General features: G+C 63.4%; 22 protein-coding genes and 1 pseudogene. 13 read left to right on the top strand and 10 right to left on the bottom strand.

Features of this window, described 5'->3' with window-relative positions; genetic code table 11:
* The first annotated feature begins 69 nt into the window (after positions 1-69).
* Positions 70-966 (top strand): aldo/keto reductase family oxidoreductase, encoded by an 897-nt coding sequence (locus tag NGM99_RS15890; RefSeq protein ID WP_252820630.1) that lies wholly within the window; start codon positions 70-72, stop codon positions 964-966.
* On the opposite strand, the gene alr is transcribed toward NGM99_RS15890, so the two are convergent.
* The 6 genes from alr to NGM99_RS15860 all read right to left on the bottom strand — a co-directional run bounded on the left by alr (position 963) and on the right by NGM99_RS15860 (position 6,834).
* The gene (alr, locus tag NGM99_RS15885) at positions 963-2,069 is read right to left on the bottom strand and encodes an alanine racemase (RefSeq protein ID WP_252820627.1); all 1,107 of its coding nucleotides are present in this window, start codon (positions 2,067-2,069) and stop codon (positions 963-965) included. The genes NGM99_RS15890 and alr overlap by 4 nt on opposite strands.
* A complete protein-coding gene (locus NGM99_RS15880; RefSeq protein ID WP_252820625.1) occupies positions 2,066-3,094 on the bottom strand; it encodes a sensor histidine kinase in 1,029 nt (342 codons plus the stop codon). Before NGM99_RS15880 ends, alr begins: the two co-directional genes overlap by 4 nt.
* Positions 3,094-3,528 carry a response regulator gene (locus NGM99_RS15875; RefSeq protein ID WP_252820623.1) on the bottom strand — a complete coding sequence of 145 codons (435 nt, stop codon included), beginning with the start codon at positions 3,526-3,528 and terminating at the stop codon, positions 3,094-3,096. Before NGM99_RS15875 ends, NGM99_RS15880 begins: the two co-directional genes overlap by 1 nt.
* A 23-nt stretch (positions 3,529-3,551) precedes the next feature.
* Positions 3,552-5,975, bottom strand: a complete 2,424-nt coding sequence (locus tag NGM99_RS15870) for an ATP-binding protein (RefSeq protein WP_252820621.1) — start codon at positions 5,973-5,975, stop codon at positions 3,552-3,554.
* Positions 5,976-6,070: 95 nt separating this feature from the next.
* Entirely contained in the window at positions 6,071-6,364 is a 294-nt protein-coding gene (locus tag NGM99_RS15865; protein WP_252820619.1) for a hypothetical protein, read from the bottom strand.
* 104 nt (positions 6,365-6,468) lie between these two features.
* Positions 6,469-6,834 (bottom strand): hypothetical protein, encoded by a 366-nt coding sequence (locus tag NGM99_RS15860; protein ID WP_252820618.1) that lies wholly within the window; start codon positions 6,832-6,834, stop codon positions 6,469-6,471.
* A gap of 156 nt (positions 6,835-6,990) precedes the next feature.
* Between NGM99_RS15860 and NGM99_RS15855 the strand changes: the two genes are divergently transcribed.
* From NGM99_RS15855 to NGM99_RS15845, 3 genes are all read left to right on the top strand, one after another.
* Positions 6,991-7,752, top strand: a complete 762-nt coding sequence (locus NGM99_RS15855; RefSeq protein WP_252820617.1) for a helix-turn-helix domain-containing protein — start codon at positions 6,991-6,993, stop codon at positions 7,750-7,752.
* A gap of 505 nt (positions 7,753-8,257) precedes the next feature.
* Positions 8,258-9,448, top strand: a complete 1,191-nt coding sequence (locus tag NGM99_RS15850) for a SagB/ThcOx family dehydrogenase (protein ID WP_252820616.1) — start codon at positions 8,258-8,260, stop codon at positions 9,446-9,448.
* A 157-nt stretch (positions 9,449-9,605) separates the two neighbouring features.
* Positions 9,606-10,907, top strand: coding sequence for a nucleotide sugar dehydrogenase (locus NGM99_RS15845; RefSeq protein WP_252820830.1), 1,302 nt, complete (start codon positions 9,606-9,608; stop codon positions 10,905-10,907).
* 105 nt (positions 10,908-11,012) lie between these two features.
* On the opposite strand, the gene NGM99_RS15840 is transcribed toward NGM99_RS15845, so the two are convergent.
* From NGM99_RS15840 to NGM99_RS15825, 4 genes are all read right to left on the bottom strand, one after another.
* Entirely contained in the window at positions 11,013-12,638 is a 1,626-nt protein-coding gene (locus tag NGM99_RS15840) for an ABC transporter ATP-binding protein (protein ID WP_252820615.1), read from the bottom strand.
* Position 12,639: 1 nt separating this feature from the next.
* Complete coding sequence (locus NGM99_RS15835) at positions 12,640-13,788, bottom strand: ABC transporter permease (RefSeq protein WP_252820614.1); 1,149 nt, start codon at positions 13,786-13,788, stop codon at positions 12,640-12,642.
* Positions 13,781-14,704: an oligopeptide ABC transporter permease OppB gene (gene oppB / locus NGM99_RS15830; RefSeq protein WP_252820612.1), complete on the bottom strand. Its 924-nt coding sequence runs from the start codon at positions 14,702-14,704 to the stop codon at positions 13,781-13,783. Before oppB ends, NGM99_RS15835 begins: the two co-directional genes overlap by 8 nt.
* A 328-nt stretch (positions 14,705-15,032) precedes the next feature.
* The gene (locus NGM99_RS15825; protein WP_252820610.1) at positions 15,033-16,628 is read right to left on the bottom strand and encodes a peptide ABC transporter substrate-binding protein; all 1,596 of its coding nucleotides are present in this window, start codon (positions 16,626-16,628) and stop codon (positions 15,033-15,035) included.
* A gap of 414 nt (positions 16,629-17,042) precedes the next feature.
* On the opposite strand from NGM99_RS15825, the pseudogene rplU reads away from it, so the two are divergent.
* From rplU to rlmH, 9 genes and pseudogenes are all read left to right on the top strand, one after another.
* A pseudogene (gene rplU, locus NGM99_RS15820) lies at positions 17,043-17,504 on the top strand (50S ribosomal protein L21); the annotation flags it as partial.
* Positions 17,505-17,637: 133 nt separating this feature from the next.
* Entirely contained in the window at positions 17,638-17,910 is a 273-nt protein-coding gene (gene rpmA / locus NGM99_RS15815) for a 50S ribosomal protein L27 (RefSeq protein WP_252820608.1), read from the top strand.
* A 149-nt stretch (positions 17,911-18,059) separates the two neighbouring features.
* Complete coding sequence (locus NGM99_RS15810; RefSeq protein ID WP_252820606.1) at positions 18,060-18,635, top strand: GNAT family N-acetyltransferase; 576 nt, start codon at positions 18,060-18,062, stop codon at positions 18,633-18,635.
* A gap of 40 nt (positions 18,636-18,675) precedes the next feature.
* Positions 18,676-19,716 (top strand): GTPase ObgE, encoded by a 1,041-nt coding sequence (gene obgE / locus NGM99_RS15805; RefSeq protein ID WP_252820604.1) that lies wholly within the window; start codon positions 18,676-18,678, stop codon positions 19,714-19,716.
* 1 nt (position 19,717) lies between these two features.
* Positions 19,718-20,863: a glutamate 5-kinase gene (gene proB, locus NGM99_RS15800; RefSeq protein ID WP_252820602.1), complete on the top strand. Its 1,146-nt coding sequence runs from the start codon at positions 19,718-19,720 to the stop codon at positions 20,861-20,863.
* Positions 20,856-22,148: a glutamate-5-semialdehyde dehydrogenase gene (locus NGM99_RS15795; protein ID WP_252820601.1), complete on the top strand. Its 1,293-nt coding sequence runs from the start codon at positions 20,856-20,858 to the stop codon at positions 22,146-22,148. Before proB ends, NGM99_RS15795 begins: the two co-directional genes overlap by 8 nt.
* Positions 22,149-22,290: 142 nt before the next feature.
* Positions 22,291-22,905: a nicotinate-nucleotide adenylyltransferase gene (locus tag NGM99_RS15790; protein WP_252820827.1), complete on the top strand. Its 615-nt coding sequence runs from the start codon at positions 22,291-22,293 to the stop codon at positions 22,903-22,905.
* Positions 22,906-23,057: 152 nt separating this feature from the next.
* A complete protein-coding gene (rsfS, locus tag NGM99_RS15785) occupies positions 23,058-23,438 on the top strand; it encodes a ribosome silencing factor (RefSeq protein WP_252820599.1) in 381 nt (126 codons plus the stop codon).
* A 16-nt stretch (positions 23,439-23,454) separates the two neighbouring features.
* Complete coding sequence (rlmH, locus tag NGM99_RS15780) at positions 23,455-23,937, top strand: 23S rRNA (pseudouridine(1915)-N(3))-methyltransferase RlmH (RefSeq protein ID WP_252820597.1); 483 nt, start codon at positions 23,455-23,457, stop codon at positions 23,935-23,937.
* The last annotated feature ends 73 nt before the right edge of the window (positions 23,938-24,010 follow it).

Genomic DNA, 24,010 nt, shown 5'->3' with positions numbered 1-24,010 from the left:
GGATATTGACCGGTTATCGCGCGAACAGGCAAGCGCTAGCTATGGGGCGTGTTTCCAAAGGAGGTCACTATGACCAACATCGAAAAAGTCGATATCGAGAAGGCGGGCACGTTCAAGCTCGGGAGCCGCACCGTCAAGCGCATGGGCTATGGCGCCATGCAGCTGGCCGGCCCCGGCGTTTTCGGTCCGCCCAAGGATCGCGCGGCGGCAGTCGCCGTTCTGCGCGAAGCCGTCGAAAGCGGCATCGATCATATCGACACCAGCGATTTCTACGGCCCTCACGTCACCAACCAGATCATCCGCGAGGCGCTTCATCCTTACCCCGACGATCTCGTGATCGTTTCCAAGATCGGCGCCGTGCGCGGCGATGACGCATCGTGGAACATCGCTCAAAGCCCGGCCGAGCTCGAAAGTGCCGTGCACGACAATCTGCGCAATCTCGGCCTCGACGCGATCGAAGTCGTCAATATGCGCATCATGGGCGACGGACATGGGCCGAGCGAAGGCTCGATCGAACCACAGATGACGGCGGTGGCCGAGCTTCAGCGTCGCGGCCTGATCAAGCATATCGGGGTCAGCAACGTGACGCCGACCCAGCTCAAGCAGGCGCAAAGCATCGCCGAGATCGTCTGCGTGCAGAACATGTATAACCTCGCGCACCGCGATGACGACGCGATGATCGACGCCTTGGCAGAGCAGAACATCGCCTATGTGCCGTTCTTCCCGCTCGGCGGCTTCACGCCGCTGCAGTCCTCGACGCTTTCGGACGTGGCGGCGAAGTTGAACGCCACGCCGATGCAGGTGGCGCTCGCCTGGCTTCTCCAGCGCAAGCCCAACATCCTGCTCATCCCCGGCACCTCGTCGGTGGCGCATCTGCGGGAAAATCTGGCGGCCGTCGATCTGGTTCTGCCGGCCGATGCGCTTAGCGCACTCGACAGCATCGGCGAGAAAAGTGCGGCGGCTTAAGCGACGTAGTTGCGTCTGACGCGGGAGCCGATCGCAGTCAGGATTTCATAGCCGATGGTTCCAGAGGCCGCCGCCACCTGGTCGGGGGTTTGGCTCTCGCAAAGCAGCTCGACATGATCGCCGGGCTGCAACAGGCGCTTGCCCAGCGCCGAACAATCGAGAACGGTCGTGTCCATCGAGATACGGCCGATAATCGGCAGGCGGACACCTTCGAAGAACCCCGCAAGGCCGCCGGCGCGCCGAAGCCAGCCGTCGCCGTAACCGATGGCGATGGTCGCGGCCGGCATGGCGCGCGGGGCGGTGAAGATGCCGTTATAGCCCACCGAAGCACCGGCCTCGACCATTCTGTTCTGGATCACCGGCGCGCTGAGCCGGACGACTTGGTGCATCGGATTCGTCGTATTCGCTTGCGGGTTCAGCCCGTAGAGCGCGGCACCCGGCCGGACCAGATCGAAGGCATAGGCCGCTCCGAGAAAGACGCCCGAGCCGTTGGCTAAAGATGCAGGAACATCGGCGAAAGCCACACGGATCGCGATAAAGGCGTCGAGTTGCCTCTTGTTCGACACAGCGCCGGCATCTTCCGCACTCGCGAGATGGCTCATCACCAGTTGCAGGTCGAACCGGCTCAACAGCCCTTCCTGTTTCAGCCGCATTGCCTCGCCGGCAGAGAGGCCGAGACGCGACATGCCGGTATCGATGTGAAGTGCGGCCGGCAGCGCCCTGCCCTGCCTCTGGGATTCAACCGCCCATGCTTCGGCCTGCGCAACCGAGTTCAGAACCGGCACGAGCTGCGGAAGATCGGCGGTAAGGGCTTCGGTGCCTTTCGGAAGACCATTGAGGACAAAGAGCCTGGCATCGTCCGGCACGAGCCCCACGAGCCGCTTGGCCTCGGACGGATGGGCAAGAAAGAAGTCGCGGCACCCTTCTTCGGCCAGAGCTTGAGCGACCGATGAGGCGCCCAGGCCATAGGCATCGGCCTTCACGGAGGCGCCGCAGCGCGCGGCGCCGGCTTGCTTGGCCAGCAGTCGATAATTGCTCTTCAACGCGGAAAGCGAGACGTCGAGCACAGCACCCGCGTCTTCAAAGGAAGCAGGCTTGGTCAAAGCGGAAAGGAGATCTGTGCGCGCGTGCCCTTGGCAGGCTTTTCGAAGACGAGCGACGATTGCAGATTGCGCGCCATGGCCTGCACGATGCGCGTGCCCAGGCCCGTGCCGCTCACCGGTCCATCACCCTGCCAGCCGATCCCTTCATCTTCGACCGACAGTTCGACGGTCTTGTCCTGAGCCGCGATGCGCACGCGGATCTCGCCACGGCTTCCATCAGGATAGGCATATTTGAAAGCATTGGTGACGAGTTCGGTCACGATCACGCCAATGGATACCGCTTTGTCCGTATCGATCAGCATGGCATCCGATTGCAGCCGGATCGTATGCGAACGGCCTTCCATGCGCATCGTCACCTCCAGCTCCTCGATCAGGCTCTCGAGATAGGCCTGGATATCGACGGCCTTCACATCCGCCGATGTGTAGAGACGGCGATGCACGCCCGCGACCGCACTGATGCGCGCCTGTGTCTCGGCAAGCGCTGCCTTTGCGGCGGGATCCTCCACCGCATTCATCTGCAACCGCGTCAGCGATGCGACGAGGCTCAAGGAATTGGCGACGCGGTGGTTCACTTCCTTGAGCAGCATTTCGGCCCGGTCGCGGGCTTCACGAACCGCACGGTCCGCCTCTTCCTTGGCACGGCGCAGGCGCTCGCTCTGAAGTGCGGCGGCGATGGCCTCCACCAGAAGCTCGCGGAAATGTCCGGCGACATCCTTCAAGACATAATCGGCCGCACCGGCCTTGAGGGCCGCGACCGCAATGCGCGTATCTTCCGATCCCGTGACATAGATGACGGGCGGCGCGTTCTCATGCGCGCGGATCGCCTGCAAGACGTCGAGCCCGCTTTGTCCCGGCAAATGATGATCGAGCGCCACGGCGTCGATCCCTTCTTCGGCAAGCCGCGCAAGACCGTCCTCGCCCGAAACCGCATGCTCCATGGCATAGCCGGCCGCTTCGAGCGACCGGCGCACGAGACGCGCGAGTCCCGGATCGTCATCGATATAAAGGACGCGCGCGGATGCCATCAGCCGTTCTCGGGCACCTGCATCACGGTGAAGAACAGGCCGAGTTGGCGGATCGCGTTGGCGAAGCCCTCATAATTCACCGGCTTGGTGATGTAGACGTTGGCGCCCAGATCATAGCAGCGCTGGATCTCGCGGCTGTCATCGGTGGTCGTCAGCACCACGACCGGCGAGCGGCGCGTGTGCTCGTTGGCCTTGATCTTGGCGAGAATGTCGATGCCGCTCATGTCGGGCAGGTTGAGGTCGAGCAAAACCATCTGGTGTCGCTTGGCCGACGGCGCGCCCGAGCCATCCGGGCCGAGCAGGTATTCCAGAGCCGAGCGCCCGTCACGGAACTGTTCGATCGGATTATTGACGCCCGCGCGACGGATGTTGCGCTCGATGAGGCGCGCGTGGCCTTCGTCGTCCTCGACCATGACGATGTTGACTGGATTCATCGCCTCAACCCCTTCTTCGAACTCTACCCGGCCGCTTCGACGCCCGTTCCGCGCATCGGCATGGCCGGCAGCACCACCGTGAACACCGTGCCTTTGTCGAGCTCGGATGACACGGCGATCGTGCCGCCCATGCTGCGCACGAGCGCCTTCACATGCGCAAGGCCGATACCCTCGCCCGCGACATCCTGCACGCCCGAGCGTCTGAACAGCTCGAAAATGCGCCCATGATCTTCGGGCGCCACGCCACGCCCATTATCCCTCACTTTGAAGCGCACCCGCGTCGGTCCCGCGCGCTCCCCTGAAATCTCGATCTGGCCGGCCCTTTTGGGGGACAGGTATTTCAAGGCGTTGTCAAGCAAGTTTGCGAAAATCTGCTCTACCGCGAGCCGGTCAGCCACAAGATGCGGAAGGTCGGCGGCGATATGGACTTCAGCGCCCTTGGCAGCGGCCTGATGGCGCTGGGCCGCCGCGAGATCGGTCAGCACCGCACTCATGTCGAGTGGCTCGGCCCGGAAATTGCGGCGTCCCTCGCGCGACAATTTGAGGATCGCGTTGATCAACCGGTCCATCTTGGAGATCGCGGCCTTGATAAAGGACAAGGCCTCGTCGAAATCCTCTTCCGCCTGCTTCCGCACCGGGTCGTCGGCCGGCTTCGCGCCGGCCGCGATGATCTCCGGCTTGATCGCCTCCAGCTCGCTCGTGAAGCCCATGACATTGACGAGCGGCGCGCGCAGGTCGTGGCTGACGATATAGGCGTAGCGCTGGATTTCCTCGTTGGACTCCTTCAGCTCTTCCTCGGCGCGGCGACGATCCTCGTTTTCGCGTTGCACGGCGGAAAACAAGCGCGCATTGTCGAGCGCAACCGCCGTCTGGCCGGCAAACCCCATGATGAGACGCTCTTCGCGCTCGGAAAAGCGGGCAGGCCTGGGGTGGCCGAAAAGCAGTGCGCCGAGCACTTCGCTCGATCGCGAAACGACCGGCACCGCGAGATAAGAGCGCACCGGCAGATGGCCCTCCGGCATCCCGCCGAGCGAACCGTAGCGCGGATCGGTGGAAACATCGTCGGAACGCACCGGACCTTCCGCCCGAAAGGTCGGCCCGAACAGGTTAGTCGCGCGCGGCAGGCCGAAGCGGGTGAAGCTTTCAGTCGGTGCACCGGCAAGCGCGGCAAGACGCCAAAGGTCTTCCGCGTTCCCCTCCCGGCCGGCGGGCACGCGCTCGAACAAGGCGCCATAGGCCGCCCCCACGAGGCGGGTCGCAGCCTGGATCACCGTTTCCGACAGGCGTGCGGCATCGAGCTCCGAAGCCAGCGCCATGCCGACCTGATTGAGCGTATCGAGACGCTCTGTTTCCTCGCTCAGTTCGGCCGTGCGCTCCGCCACGCGCTCTTCCAGACGCAAATTGGCAGATGCCAGCGCCTCCCGCGCCGCCTCGATCCGTTCCGCGTCCTCCTTTTCCCGCTTGGCCTGCCGAAACGCCAGAAGCGTCAAGGCGAGGAGCACCAGAAAGGCCCCCCCCTCGACCGGTACGAAGCTTCTCAGCGACTGGCGCCAGAGTTCGGCGACAGCGTCGGTCGAAACGCCCACGGTGATATAGAGCGGCAGCGTGCCGACCTGACGATAGGCCATGATCCTCGGCGCATCGGCTTCGTTGGCAGGCAGGTCGACCTCTCCCGAAATGGGCGAGCGCTCGATAGCCGAACGCACCAATGATCGGTCGAAGGGAATGAACGGCTCGCCGCTCTTCGGCGCGGGATGCTGCGCCAGAACATCGAGTTCACCGGCGCGAACGAGGCGCACACGGGTATCCACCGGCAACTGCACCCGGCTCCAATATTCGTTGAAATAGCTGAGATCGGCCGTGACCGAGGCCATCCCTCTGAAACCGCCATCGGCATCTTCGATACGCCGCGCGATCAGAAAAGTCGGCTTGCCCGTGACTTTGCCGACGATACGCTCTCCGATGGAAAGCCGATCGGTCGGCGCTCGAAGCGCCTTGAACGCTTCGCGGTCGGAAGCATTCGATGCAGGCGCAGGGAACGCGAAACTCGTCACCCTAAGGACGCCGGTCTCGTCGTTCAGCCAGACATTGTCGATATAGGATGAGGCCGTGGCAAATCCCTTGATCTGCCGCTGCAACTCTTCGTCCCTCGCAACCGCGTCCCAGGAACTGCCACCGACGAGACCGAGCGTGCTCTTCAACACCACATTGGCGGATTCGACGAGACGACCGGCATGGTCGGAAAGCGAGAAGGCCGCGGTTCCGACTTCGCGGCGCGCCTGCTCGAAGGCGCGCTGGTAATCACGCCAAGCAAGCCATACCGACACCGCGACGATCAGCGAAAGTCCTAGAACGCCCATCAACCCCGCGATGCGGGCAAGCGGCAAGGCGTTCTTTCTACGCGTGCTGAGGTCGGTGGCGAGGAGGGACGGATCGGAACTGGTCATGGACGAAAGAGAATGAGAGCGAAGCGAGTTTCCTAGCCTTCACTTCGCGCGTCCACAACTCCGGTGCATCGACATGCGACTACGGTCACGGAAGTTCAGGAACGGCCGGCACCTTCCACGCGATCGAGCCGCCGCTGCGCGTCGAGCCTGAGGCGCTGGACCATGGAGGACGGCAGACCGTGCATGATCGCCAAGTCGAGAAGCTCGATAGCTTGCACCAGTTCCTCGCACAGTCCGTGCAGGGGTTGGCTCTCCGAGGGATGACTCCCTTCCGCCTCGCCGCAAAAACGCGCGACCGCACGGCGCATCAGTCCGAGATCGATGTCGGTCTTGCCGCCGATCATGGCACGAATGAGCGTACCGGGTTCAGGGGTCTGCGTTTCTGGCAAATTCGGGCCCTGTTTCGAGACGAACCTAAAGGTCGGCGTGACGAGACCTGCTTGGTCGGGTTAAGCGCGAGGAACCAAAGTCGGTTCCGCAGGAAACGAAGCGCTCAACAGGTTTCGCGGTTCGGTGTCGAGGCCTGATGCCCGGAACGGCTCATGAATTCCACGGCAGCCATGACCCGTTGCGCGAATGTGCCGTTGTCGAAGTGCTGCGCGATCCTGCGCGCTTGTGCCGGGGCATCGGCCCCGTAGAGGCGGCACATCAGCGCAGCCGCGCGCGTCACCTGCCGCTGCTGACCGAGCGGATCGTTCAGGTCACTTTGCTCTCCGCCTCGAGCCTTGCGCATTGCCCGGGCGACGTCGCGCAGTCGCGACGATGAATGTTCGGAAACGCCAAAGGCCTGAGAGCGCTCGGTTGCCGGGTGATGCGATGACATGGACTGGTCGCCCTCCAAGAAAGGCCGCTCCGCCATGGCACCCAACTCTTCCCTGTGCGAACTTGTGCAACAAACCTGTTCAAAATGCCAGCCTTGGTCATATGTTCACGCACCGGATGGGCATCCCGTTCATCGGCAAAGCAGTGCATACCCATCCGCGCCACGGCGGATGGCCATATCAAGGAACAATCGATGGCCGAGCTGCGCACCAGCCTTGCCTTCAACCTGCGACGGCTTTGCGCCGAACGCGGCATGAGCATCAGTCAGGCCTGTCGCGGCATCGGCATCAACCGCAGCCAGTTCGAGCGCTACCTCGAAGCGCGCAGCCTGCCCCACAAGCGCACCACGGAGCGCATTTGCGCTTTCTTCAACATCAACGAAAGCGAACTCTACGCTGAGCCGCCCGGAAGCAGGAAGGTCAGACCCGAACTGACATTCGGCAACCGCAGCGAAATGCTGGAACGCTTCGCCCAGCCCATGCCGACATTTCGCGACGGCTTCTACTACACGTTCTTCGCCGTTCCCGACGATCCAGGCCGGGTGATTTGTGCGGCAACGGTGGTCAGGCGTGAGGAAGAGGCGGTGACATTCCGCCGCCTGACGGGTGTCGCCGAACGCGAGGGCTCGTACTGGTCCTATGCCAAGGGCGACCATCGCGGCTTCATCGTGGAGCGGCTGAACCATGTGTTTTTTGTCGGCCTGAACGAGGGCGAGGCGCGCGAGCCCTCACTGCTCGTAGTGCGCTGGGAACCTCTCTCGGTTCCAGTCCTGTCGGGCTTCGCCAATGTCATGACGCCGACCGGGCCGACAAGCACACCGGTGGTCATCCGCCCGTGTCCGCTTGGTATGAGCCTGCGACGACTGCTGCGTGCCGCCCATGTGTATCGGATGAATGATGAGTTCGTCGGACCGATCGTTGTGGAGATCATGGAGCGCAAGGCTTCGCAAGGTTGATCCGGTCCTGACCCGACAGCGCACCAGAGCCTTTCGCGCCAAAGCTACACGACGAAATACTCAGGCACTTGCGTCAAAATACTCAATCCAGCGCAAAATTATGCATCAAAGCGGCAAATTATATCTCAAATCGCGCAAGTTCGCGGAGGCCGAAACGGATTGCCGCGCATTCTAATGAACTATGTGATATCGCGTTAATCGGCCGGCAGACAAGAATTCACGTGCGTCCATAACCCCTGAAGGGCGCATCGAAGAAGGACAGTCAAATGAAGCCGAATACCGCTGCTCTCGCCGTTGCCGTTGCTCGTATCGCGACCGTCGAGACCAAGAAGTTCATCGTTCCGGCTCAGCACTTCACCAAGCGCTGATGTCGTCAGGGCCGCCCGTGATCTAACCCCCACGGGCGGCCCTTAAAATTTCGCCAAGGCACTTCCAGATGGCGTCTTCCGCACTGGACCGCTCCCCCAAACCGGAAGCCTCCCCTTCGCCCGAGCAAGATCGGGATATGCGGGTCAAAGCGGCCTCCACGCTGGTTTATTCGCCGGAAGGCGATGCGCTGGTCGCCTGCAATTTCCTGACCAAACAGGTCTTTCATTGTGAAGTCGAAACGCTCCGCCTGCTGAGCGATCTGTCCGAGTGGACCGATGCTGCGGATCTAGCCCAGCGTTATGAGCTTTCGGTTCCTGAAACGCGTGACCTCCTGCAACGCTTGATCGACGTCTCGGCGCTGGTGCGTGCCGATTCCGCCGAGGCTTTGCGCGAAGACGACTTTGCCGCGCATTGGGCATGGTCGGTTCCCACGGCCCTGATGCATTTCACGCTCGAAGACCGGCCCTTCATGGCGCTCGAAGAGGCTGAGGACCGGCAGGTCGAGAAAGCCTCGCTCGGCAATGTGCCGGAGCTTGCCAGGACCAATCGTGATCTGGCCGAGGTCGTAGAACTTCCCGATCCCTTCGAAACCAGCGCCCTCCTGCGTTTCATGGCCGGGCGCCGCACGGTCCGTGGCGCGACCGCAGCACCCATCACGCTATCCCAGCTCTCCGAAACGCTTTTCGCCGGGCTTGGCATTCTGGGCGAAACGACGAACCGTGCCGGTCGACTGCCACTCAAGCTGACGCCATCGGGCGGAGCACGCAACCCTTACGAGGCCTATGTCTTCGCTTATCGGGTCGAAGGGCTGGAGCCGGGCATCTATCACTATTCGGCGTCTGAACACACACTCGGTCGCGTGCCCTCGGACGCCCTGCCCTCGGGCGGCGAAGTGATCGGAGGGCAGGACTGGGCCGACAGCATGGCGTGCTCGATCGTGCTTTGCGCGCATTTCGAGCGGACCATGTGGAAGTACGATGACCCGAACGCCTATCGCGTGGTGCTGATCGAAGCGGGCCATGTGGGCCAGAACATCATGCTGGCCGCCACGCAGCACGGTCTGACCGCCTGCCCGAGCGCCGCACTTTCTCATGAGACCATCCGCTCGGCCATCGGTCTCGAAGGCGTGACGATCTCGCCCGTTTATGCGCTGGCGCTCGGCGTGCCCGATGCCGAGCCTGAGATTTCACGTTTTCCTCGATGGAAAAATGCGCTGGCTTCAACCGGACAGAACGATCCGGCCGCGCCGGCCGGTACCGAAAGCAGCGATGAGCTGCGTCTTCTGCTTGCGATGGCAGAGGCCGAAATCGAGAATTTCAAGCGCTGAGAGTGTTCGCGCGCGTTCTCGGAGAATAATTCTGTCGATACAACGCTTCTGAACTTGGTGGCGCGAGTATCGCCATGCTTTTTGCTTGACCGGGGCATGAGCATGGCAGGGTGGGGATTTGACATTTCATCGAAACGTCGGTGCGTCCATTGACAGGATGGCACGGCGGGACTGGACGATCGCGGTGGTCGGGCTGGGCTATGTCGGCGTTCCGCTCGTCGTGACTGCGCTCAAGGCCGGCTTTCCTGTTCTCGGCTTCGACATCGATCCCGCCCGCGTTGCAGTCGTGAACAGTGGCGAAAGCTTCATCCGCCACATCGCGACGGAGCCGATCGCAAGCGCCCTGGCAGATGGACGCTTTTGCGCGACGGACGATTTCGCCCGCCTAGGCGAAGCCGACGCCATTCTGATTGCCGTCCCCACGCCCCTCTCCAAGCAGCGCGAACCCGATCTGTCCTTCGTGGAAGCCACAGCCGACTGCATCGCAAGGACCTTACGCCCCGGCCAGCTGGTGGTGCTCGAATCTACCACATGGCCCGGCACCACGGAGGAAATCCTCAAACCGCGCCTTGAGGCGACGGGTTTGCGGAGCGGCATAGACTTCTTTCTCGCCTACTCCCCCGAACGGGAGGACCCCGGCAACCAGCAGTTTTCGACCGCTTCCATTCCCAAAGTCATCGGCGGCGACGGCGATGATGCCCGGCAGCTGGCGACCGCGCTTTACGATGCGCTGGTATCGAGAACCGTTCCGGTCTCATCGACGGCGACCGCCGAAGCCGTGAAGCTTCTGGAAAACATCTTTCGCGGCGTCAACATCGCGCTCGTGAACGAGATGAAGACCGTTTTCACGCCAATGGGGATCGATGTCTGGGAGGTGATCGAGGCGGCAAAGACCAAGCCGTTCGGCTTCATGCCGTTCTATCCCGGCCCAGGCCTGGGCGGTCACTGCATTCCGATCGACCCATTCTACCTCACATGGAAGGCACGCGAGTTCTCTGTCGCGACCCGCTTCATCGAACTGGCAGGCGAGATCAATACGGCGATGCCGCATCGTGTGGTGGAAGGCCTGGCGTGGGCGCTCGACAAACAAGGTGGACGCGGACTGAACGGAGCGAACCTGCTTGTGCTGGGCGTCGCCTACAAGAAGAATATCGAGGACACCCGCGAAAGCCCGGCGTTGAAGCTCATATCGCTCATGAAAGAGCGTGGGGCGAAGGTCGCTTATCATGACCCGCTGGTGCCGGAGATCCCGGTAACCCGCGAGCATCCCGAGCTCGCAGGAGAGCGATCGGTGGCACTTTGCCATGCGACGCTGTCGCGGACCGATGCGGTGCTGATCGCCACAGACCATGACGGTGTGGATTATGCGCAGGTGGTGAGCCATGCACCGCTGGTGGTCGATACCCGCAATGTCTGCGCACGGATGGGGTTGAGGGGCGGACATATCGTGAAGGCATGAGGTTCGTCCGCTTGGAACCGAACAGCCCCCGTTCACAGGGCTCCAGATGGCGCGCAGCGAAATGATGGCCGCCTGCGCCAGGTGTCCGCGACAGGGCCATATTACTTACGCTACCCGCGCCTCCCGAAACGGCCGCTGGTCGATCGCTGCCGCCATCAGCGTTCTGGTATAATCCTCACGCGGGCTCGCGAAGATGGCTTCCGTCGGTCCTTCCTCGACGATCCGCCCCCGCTGCATGACGATCACATGGTCGGCCATGGCTCGCACGACGGCGAGATCGTGGCTGATGAAGAGGTAGGACAGGTCGTTGTCCGCTTGCAGCCGCTTGAGCAGTTCCACGATCTGCTTCTGCACGGAGCGGTCGAGCGCTGAGGTCGGCTCGTCGAGCACCACCACGCGCGGCTTGAGGATCATCGCGCGTGCGATCGCGATGCGCTGACGCTGGCCGCCTGAGAACTCGTGCGGGTAGCGGTTGCGCGCAGAGGGCTCCAGGCCCACCTCGCTAATCGCGTCCACCACCCGCGCGTCGCGTTCCTTGCGCGAAAGATGAGGCTCATGGATCAACAGCCCCTCGCCCACGATCTGGCCCACCGTCATGCGCGGGCTCAACGAGCCGAACGGGTCCTGGAACACCATCTGCAACCCTTTGCGCAAAGGCCGCATGGCATCTCGGTCGGCATTGGAAATATCCTTGCCCATGAAGCGCAGGCTGCCCTCGCTCGGCAAAAGCCGCAAAAGCGCGCGGCCCAGCGTGGACTTGCCCGAGCCGGATTCACCGACGATCCCGATGGTCTGCCCCTTGTGCAGCGCGATCGAGATGCGATCCACGGCCTTGAGATCGACCGCTGGCCCTTCAAGGAAACCGCCGCCGAGCTTGAAGGTGACGGCCACATCGCGGCCTTCAAGCAGCGGGGCCGTGCTTTCATCCGCCGGCGCCTTGGTGCCGGTCGGCTCGGAAGCGAGCAGCATCTGCGTGTAGGGGTGCCGGGGTGCTGCGAAGAGCGCGCCGGCCTCGCCTTCCTCCACCACAACGCCGCGCCGCATCACGGCGACACGGGTCGCGAAGCGGCGCACGATGTTGAGGTCATGCGTAATGAAGACGATGGCCATGCCGAGCCGTTTCTGAAGATCGGCGAGCAGCGTGAGGATCTGCGCCTGCACCGTCACGTCGAGTGCCGTGGTCGGCTCGTCGGCGATCAGGATATCGGGATCGTTGGCGAGGGCCATGCCGATCATCACGCGCTGGCGCTGGCCGCCCGATAATTCGTGCGGATAGGCATCGATGCGCCGCTCGGGATCGGGAATGCCGACGAGGCGCAACAGCTCCAGCACGCGCGGACGTGCTTCCCTGCCGCTGATGCCCCTATGATAGATCAGCGGCTCGGCCATCTGCCGCCCGATCCGGTAGAGCGGGTCGAGCGAGGTCATCGGCTCCTGGAAGATCATGGTGATCCTGGCACCCCGGATGGCGTTCAGCTTGCGCTCGGGCAGGCCGATCAGTTCGGTGCCACGATAAAGGGCCGAACCGAGCGCCGTGCCGTTCTTGGCGAGCAGGCCCATCAGGGCCATCATCGCCTGGCTTTTGCCGGAACCGGATTCGCCCACGATCGCGAGCGTTTCACCGCGCCGCACATCGAGATCGATGCCGCGCACGGCCTCGACCGGCCCGTCATCGGTGCGGAACCCCACATGGAGGTCGCGCACCTGGAGGATCGCTTCACTTTCGCTCATCTCAGCGGTCCTTCGGATCGAGCGCATCACGCAAGCCGTCGCCGAGGAAATTCAGGGCAAACAGGATCGCGGTCAGCGTGATGGCGGGATAAACGAGAAGCCATGTGGCCCCGCCGATATTGGCGGCACCTTCCGAGATCAGCAGGCCCAGACTCGTCAGCGGCTCCTGCACGCCAAGGCCCAGGAAGGACAACAGGCTTTCGAGCAGGATGGCCTTGGGCACCAAGAGCGTCACATAAACGACCACGGGCCCGAGCGTGTTCGGGATGATGTGACGGCGCAGAATGGCCGGGCTCGACGCACCGAGCGCTTCGGCTGCCTGCACATATTCCTGCCGTTTGATGGAAAGCGTCTGTCCGCGCACGATGCGGGACATATCGAGCCATTCCGTGCAGCCGATGGCGATGAAGATCAGAACGAAGCTTCGCCCGAAGAACACCACCAGCAGGATCACGAAAAAGATGAAAGGCAGCGAATAGAGCACGTCCACCACGCGCATCATCACGCCATCCACGCGCCCGCCGAGATAGCCGGCGACCGCGCCATAGGAAACGCCCAGCACCAGCGACATCACAGACGCCAGCACGCCGATGGCGAGCGAGATGCGGATACCGACCATGATGCGCGCGAAGAGGTCGCGCCCGTTGGAGTCGGTGCCGAAGACGAAGCGGACGCGATCGACGTCGGCCACCATCGTGCCGCTGCGCCCATCCGCACTCAAATCCTCGATGCGCGCATTCTCGAAGAGATCCGAGCGATCGACATAGCGCGTGATGCGCGGATCGAGCGGTTTGTCGCTGGAGATCGGCATCCTTACGGAAGAGGCATCGACCTCCACCGCGCCCTTGGTGACGCGCGAGCGCGCCACCGCACTTTCGAAGGCTGGCACGATGGCGTCTTCCTTGGGGTAAGCCTCGAAGCTCGCCGGCACGCGCACATATTGCGGATAGATGCGGTCATACGGATGAGAGGCAAAGAACGGGCCGACAATGCCGAGCCCAGCGAGCAGCACCAGCACCACTGCACTCGCCACCGCAGCCTTGTTGCGCCGCAGGCGCCGCCAGGCATCCTGCCAGAGCGAGCGGCCGGCGACGGGCGACAGCCCGCCCGCCAGTTCTTCCTTGGGGTCGATGACGAGATGGTCAGTCATAGCGAACCCTCGGATCGAGAAGCGCGTAGATGATGTCCACGATCAAGTTGAAGATCACGGTGAAGACCGCGATCACCACCACCGTGCCCATCACCAAGGTGTAGTCGCGGCCCAGTGCGCCCTGCACGAAATAGCGGCCGATGCCGGGGATGCCGAAGATCGTCTCGACCACGACCGACCCGGTGAGAAGGGCCGCCGCCGTCGGCCCCAGATAGGACACGACCGGCAGGATCGCCGCGCGCAAGGTGTGCACGACGAGCACCGTACGGTTCGGCAACCCATAGGCACGTGCGGTGCGCACATGGTTGGAGCGCAGTGCCTCGATTGTCGCTCCACGCGTCAATCGCGCGATGATGGCGATCTGCGGCAGCGCGAGGGTCGCGACGGGCAGGATCTTGTTTTGGATCGCCCCGTTGCCCCAGCCGCCCGCCGGCAGCCAGCCCATCCAGACGCCGAAGATCAGGCTGAGAATGGGCGCGACCACGAAAGGCGGAATGGTGATGCCGAAGGTGGCCGTGCCGACCACGAGATAATCGACCCAGCTGTTCTGCTTGAGGGCCGCCAGCGCGCCAAGCGTGGTGCCGATCAGAAGCGCCAACAGGATCGCGAGCCCGCCGATCTGGACCGAAACGGGAAGGCCGGTGGCGAAGAGATCGTTCACCGAGAAGTCGCGCTTGGTGAAGCTGGGCCCCAGATCGCCCTGCAGCAGCCCGCCGAGATAAAGCAGATATTGCTGCCAGACCGGCTTATCGAGATTGAAGGCGCGATTGATGTTTTCGAGAATGTCGGGGTTCAGCGGCCGCTCCAGGCTGAACGGCCCGCCGGGCGCGATCCGCATCATGAAGAAAGCCAGCGTGACGATCACGAAAAGGGTCGGAATGGCGCCGAGACAGCGACGCAGGACGTAAGAAAGCATCAGCTTGTTCGTAATTGGGATTGGGAAAGTCTTTGAGCGCGGCCTGTGGGGAACAAGGCGCAGATGGCGAGGCTACCTCCACCCTTTATCCCTTCCCACAAGGGAGGGGCAGGGCAAGAACCTCGCGATTGACTCTTCAAGCCAGGCGTCAAGCTTTGAGGGCGTGTGGCAACGAGGGCGTCCTCCCTCCCCTTTGTGGAGAGGGACAAAGTGTGGGGGTGACGCTCCCACTCGCGTGACGCTGCCGGCAAATCGCCTAACAACGCCACAGACAAATCACTCACAGCCAACAGAGAGCCCAGCCGAGCCGAGCCCCCTCGCCTCACACTCAATTCTCGAGAGACAGATACCGCGTCCCGTGAACGTTCATGATATTGTCTTCCCAGCCCTTGAGCTTTGAAGACACCAGCGAACCCGAGGCATAGTACATGACCGGGATTGCCGGCACTTCCTTGAGGAACAGGTCTTCCGCCTGCCGCAACAGTTCGCCCCGCGCTTTCAGGTCGCCGGTCTTGCCGGCTTCCTGCATCAGCCTGTCGTAATCGGCATTCGACCAGCGGGGATAGTTGAAGCCGAGATTCTGGCTTTCGAACAGAAACAGGAAGTTCTGCGGATCGGAGTAATCGCCGATCCAGCCGGCACGCGTGATGTCGAAATCGCCGTCGTTCTTCATGTAGTCGAAATAGCCCGTGCCCTCCATTTCGAAGAGGGTGGCGGTGATGCCGATATTTTTCAGCATGTCGGCCACCGCCGTCATGGTCGCCTTGTGGTTCTCCGAGGTGTTGTAACGAAGCTCGACCTGCATCGTGCCGGGCTGCACGCCAGCCTCCTCGAGCAATTTCTTTGCCTCGTCCTCGCGGTCGAGCACGTCCTGGTCCTTGTAGGGCAGGAATACGGGGTTCTCGTAGTTCGCAATCCCCGGCGGCACGATGGAATAGCCGGGCAGCATGCCGCCTTTCCAGATTTCGTTGGCGAGGAAGTCGCGGTCGATGGCCATGGAAATGGCCTGGCGCACGCGCACATCCTTGAACTTGTCCTTCTTCACCTTGATCGGCAGGTAATAGGTGCCGAGATAGGGTGCGATGTGTACCTGTTCGCCGAGCTTCTGCTTCATGGAAGCGAGCTGCTCATAGGGCAGATCCGAGCAGGACTGCACCTCGCCCGCCTCGAAGCGGCGCAGGCAGGCCGAGCGGTCCTCGAAGGGAATGATGTTCACGACGTCGATCTTGACGTTCGCGGCGTCGTGGAAATTCGGGTTCTTGCGGAGCGTGATCTTGTCGTTGGGCGTGAACGACTCGAGCATATAGGCGCCGTTGGTCACCATATTGCCCGGGCGTACGAAATCATTGCCGAATTTCGTCACCGACGCCTCGTGCAGCGGGTAGGAAATCTGGTGCGTCAGAAGCTCGAGAAAGTAGGGCGTCGGCGCATTCAGCGTGATTTCGAGCGTGCGGTCGTCGATTGCCTTGACGCCGAGCTCTTCCGGCTTCTTCTCACCCTTGTTGATCGCCTCGGCATTGATGATAGGGTAGAGCATGTTGGCGTAAGGGGCAGCCGTCGCCTGCTCCTGCACGCGGCGATAGGCGAACACGAAATCGCTCGCCTTGAGCGGATCGCCATTCGACCACTTGGCGCCTTCGCGAAGGTGGAACGTGTACTTCAGGCCATCATCCGAGATTTCCCACTTCTCGGCCACACCCGGCTGCACCTCGGCCTTGGCGTCCTGCACGACGAGACCTTCATAGAGGTCACGCATCACATTGCCTTCGGCGACCGTCGAGGTCTTGTGGTGGTCGAGCGTGGTGGGGTCGGTGTCGTTGCCGCGATTATAGACAACCTCGGCCGAAGCGCTCGCGATCAGCGCGCCATGCGCGACTGTCAGTGTCGCCGCCACGAGCGCGGCCTTGAGAACGGATTTCATCATCGTTCCAGTCTCCCGTCATTGCGCCATGGGTGGCGCCAGAGTTTCCCGTTGGCTCGCGGCAGTTGTTCTTGTGCGTTTTCACGCCTTTGCCTTGTGAGCAGAAGGCCGGCAAACTATGCGTCCGAATCCTGTCGCGCAACCTTGCGGCGTCTGGCCCACAACCGTGTGATGCTGATCCAGCGGAAGGGAACGGGCAAATCTGTTGCCATTGGCATTCGGAAAGCCTGTGATAGCGGCGCTGCAGCTTGACTTTCCCCTGCCCCCGCGTTATCTGCGCGCCGTTTCCGGCGTGGAGTGCCAGCATTCCGCGCCGGTCGGCTTTCGGGGACTGAGCCCCGAACTCCCAAAAGACTGAACAAGAAGGCGGCCGGGCGCTTCGCGCTCAGAGCCGTGACGAACAAAGAGGTTTGAGAAATGTTCGCAGTCATCAAGACCGGCGGCAAGCAGTATCGCGTTGCCGCCAACGACGTCATCACGGTCGGCCGTCTGGCCGGTGAGCCGGGCGACGTGATCGAGATCGGCGAAGTGCTCGCGGTCGGCGAAGGCGAAAGCGTCACGATCGGCGCCCCGCTCGTGGAAGGCGCTTCGATTTCGGCCGAGGTCGTGTCGCAGGACCGTTCGCGCACCGTCATCGCGTTCAAGAAGCGCCGTCGCCAGAATTCGCGCCGCAAGCGCGGCCAGCGCCAGCACGAGACGGTGATCCGCATCAGCGAGATCCTGACCGCCGGCCAGAAGGCGTCGCCGAGGAAGGCTGAGACCAAGGCGGCCGCGCCGAAGGCCGAGACCGCCCAGGCTGACGTTGCTTCCGAAGGCACCGAGGCTGCGGCTCCGGCCAAGAAGCCCCGCGCCAAGAAGGCGGCGGCTGAGAAGGCCGAATAAGAATTTCGTTTGGTGGCGGCACCATTTGCCGCCACATGACTTGAAAAGCAATCGACCTGGCCCTTGCCGGCTTTCGCGGTTTCAAACGCGCCGGCAATCGGGTAAGGAAGCCTGAACAGGAGAGTTTCACATGGCACACAAGAAAGCAGGCGGCTCCTCGCGCAACGGTCGCGATTCCGAGTCCAAGCGCCTTGGCGTCAAGAAGTTCGGCGGCGAGCGCGTGATCGCCGGCAACATCATCATTCGCCAACGCGGCACCAAGTGGCACCCCGGCCAGAATGTCGGCATGGGCAAGGACCACACTCTTTTCGCTTTGCAGGAAGGCGCCGTTTCGTTCGCCCGCAAAGCCAATGGCCGTACCTACGTGTCGGTGAACAACCCGGCACTCGAAGCAGCGGAATAGCCGGTTTCTGCGAACACCAACCACCGGCGCCCCTCCCAAGGGACCGGTGTCTGGTTGAAGCGGCCAGCAGAAGATCAAGGGGGAGATGGGCGCCATCTCCCCCTTTTCTTTTGACGGTGGTTCGGGGGAGCCGCCGGGAGGACGCCGCCATGATCGCGGAAAGGCACGATACCGAAACACCGCTGAGCTGCCCGGTTCTGGTCACCGAGCGCTTGATCCTTCGCAGACCGCACCGGGATGATGTGGCCGAACTGGCCCAGCTCGCCAACAACCGTCGCGTGGCCGACATGCTCGCCCGCATGCCTTTCCCATACTCGGAAGCGCATGCCGAGGATTTCGTCCGCCGCACCGGCGAGGGCCAGGGCTGCACCTATGCGCTGACCTTGAGCATGACGGGTGCCTTCATCGGCTGCGCGGGGCTCGACCCGACACCCAAGGGTCTCGCGCTCGGCTATTGGATCGGCGAACCCTTCTGGGGCAAAGGCTACGGGACGGAAGCGGCGCATGCGCTGGTCGATCTCGGTTTCCGCAACTCGGAAATCGACCAGCTCCTTGTTTCGTGCCGCGTCATCAACGAGGCGTCGCGACGCGTGATCCACAAATGCGGCTTCCAATATACGGGACAGGGCATGATGGATTCGCTGGCCGCCGGCCGTGTCGCCACCGAGCATTACGCCTTGAGCCGCTCCACCTGGATCGCGCTTCGCAGTTGGCCGCGCGCCTGAAGCCGTGTAAGCGCGATCCCGACAAGAAAGACAGCAAGTCATGAAATTCCTCGACTCGGCCAAGGTCTATATCCGCTCAGGCGATGGCGGCGCGGGCTCGGTCTCGTTCCGCCGCGAGAAGTTCATCGAATTCGGCGGCCCCGACGGCGGCGATGGCGGACGCGGCGGCGATGTGTGGGTGGAAGCGGTCGATGGGCTGAACACGCTGATCGACTACCGCTACCAGCAGCATTTCCGTGCCAAGACCGGCGTGCACGGCATGGGCCGCAACCGCACGGGCGCCAAGGGCTCGGATGTGGTGTTGAAAGTACCTGTCGGCACACAAGTCTTGGACGAGGACGAGGAAACGCTGCTTTGCGATCTGACCGAAGTCGGCCAGCGCGTACGCCTCGCTGCCGGTGGCAATGGTGGCTTCGGCAACCAGCATTTCAAGTCATCGACCAATCAGGCGCCGCGCCGCGCCAATCCCGGCCTGCCCGGTCAGGAGAAGTGGATCTGGCTGCGGCTCAAGCTGATCGCGGACGCGGGTCTCGTCGGCCTGCCCAATGCAGGCAAGTCCACGTTCCTTGCGACGGTGACGGCTGCCAAGCCGAAGATCGCGGACTATCCCTTCACGACGCTTCATCCGGGCCTGGGCGTGGCCCGTGTCGATGCCCGCGAATTCGTCCTGGCCGACATTCCCGGCCTGATCGAAGGCGCGCACGAAGGGGCCGGCATCGGCGACCGCTTCCTCGGCCATGTCGAGCGCTGCCGCGTGCTGCTTCATCTGGTTTCCGCCCGTGAGGAAGATGTCGCGGCGGCTTACCGTACCGTGCGCGGCGAGCTCGACGCCTATGGCAACGGCCTCGAAGACAAGCCCGAGATCGTGGGCTTGAGCCAGGCAGACCTCCTCGACGAAGACGAGCGCAAGGCCAAGCTCAAGGCGCTCAAGAAGGCAGCGAAAAAGGAACCGCTACTGATTTCCGCCGCAACCGGGGAAGGCGTGGAGGCAGCGCAACGTGCGCTGATGGCCGAGATCGTGGACGCTCGCGCACTCGATGCGCCCGCGCCCGTCACGGCGGACCGGCCCTGGGATCTCTGACATGAAGCCCCTCGCCTCCTATCGCCGCATCACCGTCAAGATCGGCTCGGCGCTGCTGGTCGATCGCGAGCGCGGCCTGAAGCGTGAATGGCTGGATGGGCTGGCGGATGATATCGCGGCCTTGGCGAAGTCCGGCACGGATATGCTCGTGGTCTCGTCCGGTGCCATCGCGCTTGGCCGCACGATCCTGGGCCTTGGGCGCCGGGCGTTGAAGCTCGAGGAAAGCCAGGCGGCCGCGGCCGTGGGTCAGATCGCGCTCGCCGGTGCATGGTCGGACGCGCTGCACGCGCGTGGGCTGAAATCGGGCCAAATCCTCGTGACCCTCGGCGACACGGAGGAACGGCGCCGCTATCTCAATGCGCGCGCCACCGTTTCCACGCTTCTGAAGATGGGCGCAGTGCCCGTCATCAACGAGAACGACACCGTCGCCACATCCGAAATCCGCTATGGCGACAACGACCGCCTTGCTGCCCGCGTCGCCACCATGCTGAACGCCGACCTGCTCGTTCTCCTCTCCGACATAGACGGCCTCTATTCGGCCCCGCCCGCGCATGATCCGAACGCGCGCTTCATTCCCCATGTCGAGCGCATCACGCCCGAGATCGAGGCGATGGCGGGAGCGGCAGCATCCGAACTCTCGCGTGGCGGCATGAAGACCAAGCTCGATGCCGGCCGCATCGCGACCCATGCCGGCACCGCGATGATCATCGCGGCGGGGACGCGGATGAACCCGCTCAACGCCATCGATCGCGGGGAGCGCGCGACTTTCTTTGCGCCCCACCCCTCGCCCGTGCGCGGCTACAAGAGCTGGATCGCCGGACAGCTCGAGCCGTCGGGCCGGCTCGTGGTCGATGAGGGTGCGGTGGCGGCCCTTCTGGGCGGCCGTTCGCTCCTGCCCGCCGGTGTGCGCAGCATACAGGGCGTGTTTCAGCGCGGCGATACGGTCCAGGTGGCAGGTCCCGACGGGCGCGAGATCGCGCGCGGGCTCGTCTCCTACGATTCCGGTGATGCCGTTCGTATCGCCGGCCTGAAGACTGCCGAGATTCCGGGCGTTCTCGGCCATGAGGGCCGCGCGGCGATGATCCACCGCGACGACCTCGTGCTCAGCAGCCGCGCAGCCGTTTCCGTGGAGACATCTCATGCTTGACCGTGTGCCCATGCTTGACGGTGCAAGCGACACAGCGGCCCTGATGGCCGAGATCGGCCGCAACGCGCGCGCCGCCGGCCGGCCGCTGGCACTCGCCTCGCCGGAAGCCAAGACGCTCGCGCTCAATGCGGCCGCCGATGCGCTGATCCGCAACGAGGCGGCGATCCTTGTCGCCAATGCAGCCGACATGCGGCGCGCGGAAGAATCCGGGCTGACCTCTGCCGCCATGGATCGTCTCAAGCTCACGCCCGAGCGCATCCGCGCGACTGCCGTGGGTGTGCGCACGGTTGCCGGGCTGCCCGATCCGGTCGGAAAAGTCACCGAGAGCTGGACGCGGCCCAACGGCTTGCTCATCGAGCGCGCCCGCACGCCGCTGGGCGTGATCGGCGTGATCTATGAAAGCCGCCCGAACGTCACGGCCGATGCCGGGGCGCTTGCCCTGAAAGCTGGCAATCCGGTGGTCCTCCGTGGCGGCTCCGACTCGACGCTTTCATCCGCGGCAATTCATGCGTCGCTTCTCGAAGGGCTGCGCGCGGCGAACCTGCCTGAGGCGGCCATCCAGCTCGTGCCCACGCCCGATCGTGCGGCCGTGGGCGCAATGCTGGCCGGGCTCGATGGCAATCTCGACGTGATCGTCCCGCGCGGCGGCCGCAGCCTTGTGGAGCGCGTGCAGACAGAGGCACGCGTGCCCGTCTTCGCCCACCTCGAGGGCCTCTGTCATCTCTATATCGACCGCTCCGCGAAACTCGGAATGGCGGTGGAAATCGCGGTCAACGCCAAGATGCGCCGCACCGGCATCTGTGGCGCCGCCGAGACGCTGCTGGTGGACCGCGCGGTCGCCGACACCCATCTCGTGCCGGTTCTGGAAGCGCTGCACGGTGCCGGCTGCGCCATCCGTGCCACCGACGAAGTGCGTGCCTTTTTCCCGCTCGCCACCCCGGCCACGGAAGAAGACTGGCGCACCGAATATCTCGAAGCCATCATTTCGGTAAAATTGGTGGACGGCGTTTCCGGTGCCATCGAGCACATCGAGCACTATTCTTCACATCACACCGAGGCGATCGTGGCGGAAGATGCGGCGGCAGCTGAGCGCTTCTTCCGCGAGGTGGATTCCGCGATCCTGCTTCACAACGCCTCGACGCAGTTCGCGGATGGTGGGGAGTTCGGGTTCGGCGGCGAGATCGGGATCGCGACAGGGCGGATGCATGCGCGCGGGCCGGTTGGCGTGGAGGAGCTGACTTCGTTCAAGTACCGGGTGCGAGGCACGGGGCAGGTGCGGGGGTGAGAAGCGGTTCACGCAGCATTCCGAGCGCAAGCGAGGGACCAGACCCGGCATGGCAGAAGGCGTGCGCCTATGAGGTGCGGACACCTCGCCGCAATCATTCGGCCCAATCCTCCTCTTGACCTCCGCCTCCCCCCATCTCCGCATGCCTTACGCCGAGCCGGGCATGGCGATCGGGCTGTTCGGCGGCTCGTTCAACCCACCCCATGCCGGCCATGCGCTCGTGGCAGAAATCGCGCTGCGTCGCCTGCGCCTCGACCAGCTTTGGTGGATGGTCACACCGGGCAATCCGCTGAAAAGCACACGCGAGCTTCTGCCGCTCGAAGAGCGCATTCGCCTGTCTGAAGCGCTCGCGCCCGATCCGCGCATCAAGGTCACGGCCTTCGAAGCCACGCTCAATTCGCGTTACACCGCCGACACATTGCGGACCATCAAGCTGCGCAACCCGCATATCCGCTTCGTGTGGATCATGGGTGCCGACAACCTGCGCGACTTTCACCTTTGGCAGCGCTGGCAGAGGATCGCCGCGACATTTCCCATCGCCGTGATCGACCGGCCCGGCGCGACGCTCGCCTTTCTGTCCTCCAAAATGGCCAAAACCTTCGACTATGCGCGGCTCGACGAGTCGGATGCCGAGGTGCTGGCGCGAAAGAGGCCGCCGGCCTGGACATTCATCCACGGTCCCCGCTCACCCCTCTCCTCCACCGCCATCCGGAACGGCATGGAAGCCCCTTCGAAAGGTGATGGGTTCAGCAAATGATTTGATCGGTGGACAACCGCAGTTTTCCACCGCCTGTCTTGAAACCTTTACCACACAGCGCCTATTTTATTTGACGTGCCGCATCGTGTTTGCGGTTGTTGTTCGTCTTGAAAGGAAAGACACTGAGAACAGCACTGAGGAAGAAGGCGGAAGTGCCGCTTTCCCTGGCCGGGGTAAGCCGTCCTGACGAGTCTGCCCGCGCCCTTCAAACGGTTCTGTCGAGTCTGGAAGACTCAAAGGCCGAGAACATCGTCCCCATCGACATCCAGGGCAAATCGGCAATGGCTGACCATATGGTGGTCGCCTCCGGCCGTTCGCACCGCCATGTCGCAGCCGTGTCCGAGCACCTCTTGAAGGCGCTGAAGGATGCGGGCTTCGGTCAGGCGCGAGTCGAAGGCCTGCAAAGCGCCGATTGGGTGCTGATCGACTCGGGCGATGTGATCATCCACGTCTTCCGGCCCGAGGTCCGCGACTTCTACAATATCGAGAAGATGTGGCAGGCGCCCGATCTCGACGAGGACACGCTCCACTGACGCATCGCATGTTCTGATGCGCGTGAGCCTCCATGCGGTCGGCCGTCTCAAGGCCGGCCCCGAGCGTGAACTTGCCGACCGTTACGCCGAACGCTTCGCGCGCGCCGGGCCGCAACTCGGCCTCGAATGGGGCGGCACGATGGAAACGCCTGAAGGCCGCGCGAAATCCGCGCCCGAGCGCATGCGCGAGGAAGCCGAGGCGCTTCGCGCGCATCGCAAGCCGGGAAGCGCCCTCTTCCTGCTCGACGAGCGGGGACGTGATCTCTCCTCCCCCGATCTCGCCACGCGCATCGGCGATCTTCGCGATGGCGGCCGGCGCGATCTCCTTTTTGCGATCGGTGGCGCTGACGGCCACGACCCTTCCTTGCGCGGTGAAGCCGACCTTCTCCTCTCCTTCGGGCGCGCGACATGGCCCCACCAGATCGTCCGCGTGCTCTTGGCCGAGCAGCTTTATCGCGCCGTGACGATCCTCGGCGGACATCCCTACCATCGCGCTTGAGTGCTCGACCCCGTGGAGCCCGTCGAGCCTTCCCGACATGGTTGATGCTTCGTTAAGGAAGCGGGACTAGGGT

Origin of the sequence: Mesorhizobium liriopis (assembly GCF_024053505.1) — a bacterium.
Classification (GTDB): Bacteria; Pseudomonadota; Alphaproteobacteria; order Rhizobiales; family Rhizobiaceae; genus Mesorhizobium_B; species Mesorhizobium_B liriopis.
Note: the sequence above shows the minus strand (reverse complement) of the source record. Positions and strands in the feature narration are given on the sequence as shown.

Bases quoted from the DNA above. Each gene is read 5' to 3' on its own strand.
- NGM99_RS15825 (WP_252820610.1), bottom strand. From the start codon at position 16,628: ATGATGAAATCCGTTCTCAAGGCCGCGCTCGTGGCGGCGACACTGACA.
- NGM99_RS15855 (WP_252820617.1), top strand. From the start codon at position 6,991: ATGGCCGAGCTGCGCACCAGCCTTGCCTTCAACCTGCGACGGCTTTGC.
- NGM99_RS15850 (WP_252820616.1), top strand. From the start codon at position 8,258: ATGCGGGTCAAAGCGGCCTCCACGCTGGTTTATTCGCCGGAAGGCGAT.
- NGM99_RS15840 (WP_252820615.1), bottom strand. From the start codon at position 12,638: ATGAGCGAAAGTGAAGCGATCCTCCAGGTGCGCGACCTCCATGTGGGG.
- NGM99_RS15875 (WP_252820623.1), bottom strand. From the start codon at position 3,528: ATGAATCCAGTCAACATCGTCATGGTCGAGGACGACGAAGGCCACGCG.
- proB (WP_252820602.1), top strand. From the start codon at position 19,718: ATGAAGCCCCTCGCCTCCTATCGCCGCATCACCGTCAAGATCGGCTCG.
- rlmH (WP_252820597.1), top strand. From the start codon at position 23,455: ATGCGCGTGAGCCTCCATGCGGTCGGCCGTCTCAAGGCCGGCCCCGAG.
- NGM99_RS15845 (WP_252820830.1), top strand. From the start codon at position 9,606: ATGGCACGGCGGGACTGGACGATCGCGGTGGTCGGGCTGGGCTATGTC.
- NGM99_RS15870 (WP_252820621.1), bottom strand. From the start codon at position 5,975: ATGACCAGTTCCGATCCGTCCCTCCTCGCCACCGACCTCAGCACGCGT.
- obgE (WP_252820604.1), top strand. From the start codon at position 18,676: ATGAAATTCCTCGACTCGGCCAAGGTCTATATCCGCTCAGGCGATGGC.
- NGM99_RS15835 (WP_252820614.1), bottom strand. From the start codon at position 13,788: ATGACTGACCATCTCGTCATCGACCCCAAGGAAGAACTGGCGGGCGGG.
- rpmA (WP_252820608.1), top strand. From the start codon at position 17,638: ATGGCACACAAGAAAGCAGGCGGCTCCTCGCGCAACGGTCGCGATTCC.
- NGM99_RS15795 (WP_252820601.1), top strand. From the start codon at position 20,856: ATGCTTGACCGTGTGCCCATGCTTGACGGTGCAAGCGACACAGCGGCC.
- NGM99_RS15860 (WP_252820618.1), bottom strand. From the start codon at position 6,834: ATGGCGGAGCGGCCTTTCTTGGAGGGCGACCAGTCCATGTCATCGCAT.
- NGM99_RS15890 (WP_252820630.1), top strand. From the start codon at position 70: ATGACCAACATCGAAAAAGTCGATATCGAGAAGGCGGGCACGTTCAAG.
- oppB (WP_252820612.1), bottom strand. From the start codon at position 14,704: ATGCTTTCTTACGTCCTGCGTCGCTGTCTCGGCGCCATTCCGACCCTT.
- NGM99_RS15810 (WP_252820606.1), top strand. From the start codon at position 18,060: ATGATCGCGGAAAGGCACGATACCGAAACACCGCTGAGCTGCCCGGTT.
- NGM99_RS15880 (WP_252820625.1), bottom strand. From the start codon at position 3,094: ATGGCATCCGCGCGCGTCCTTTATATCGATGACGATCCGGGACTCGCG.
- NGM99_RS15790 (WP_252820827.1), top strand. From the start codon at position 22,291: ATGCCTTACGCCGAGCCGGGCATGGCGATCGGGCTGTTCGGCGGCTCG.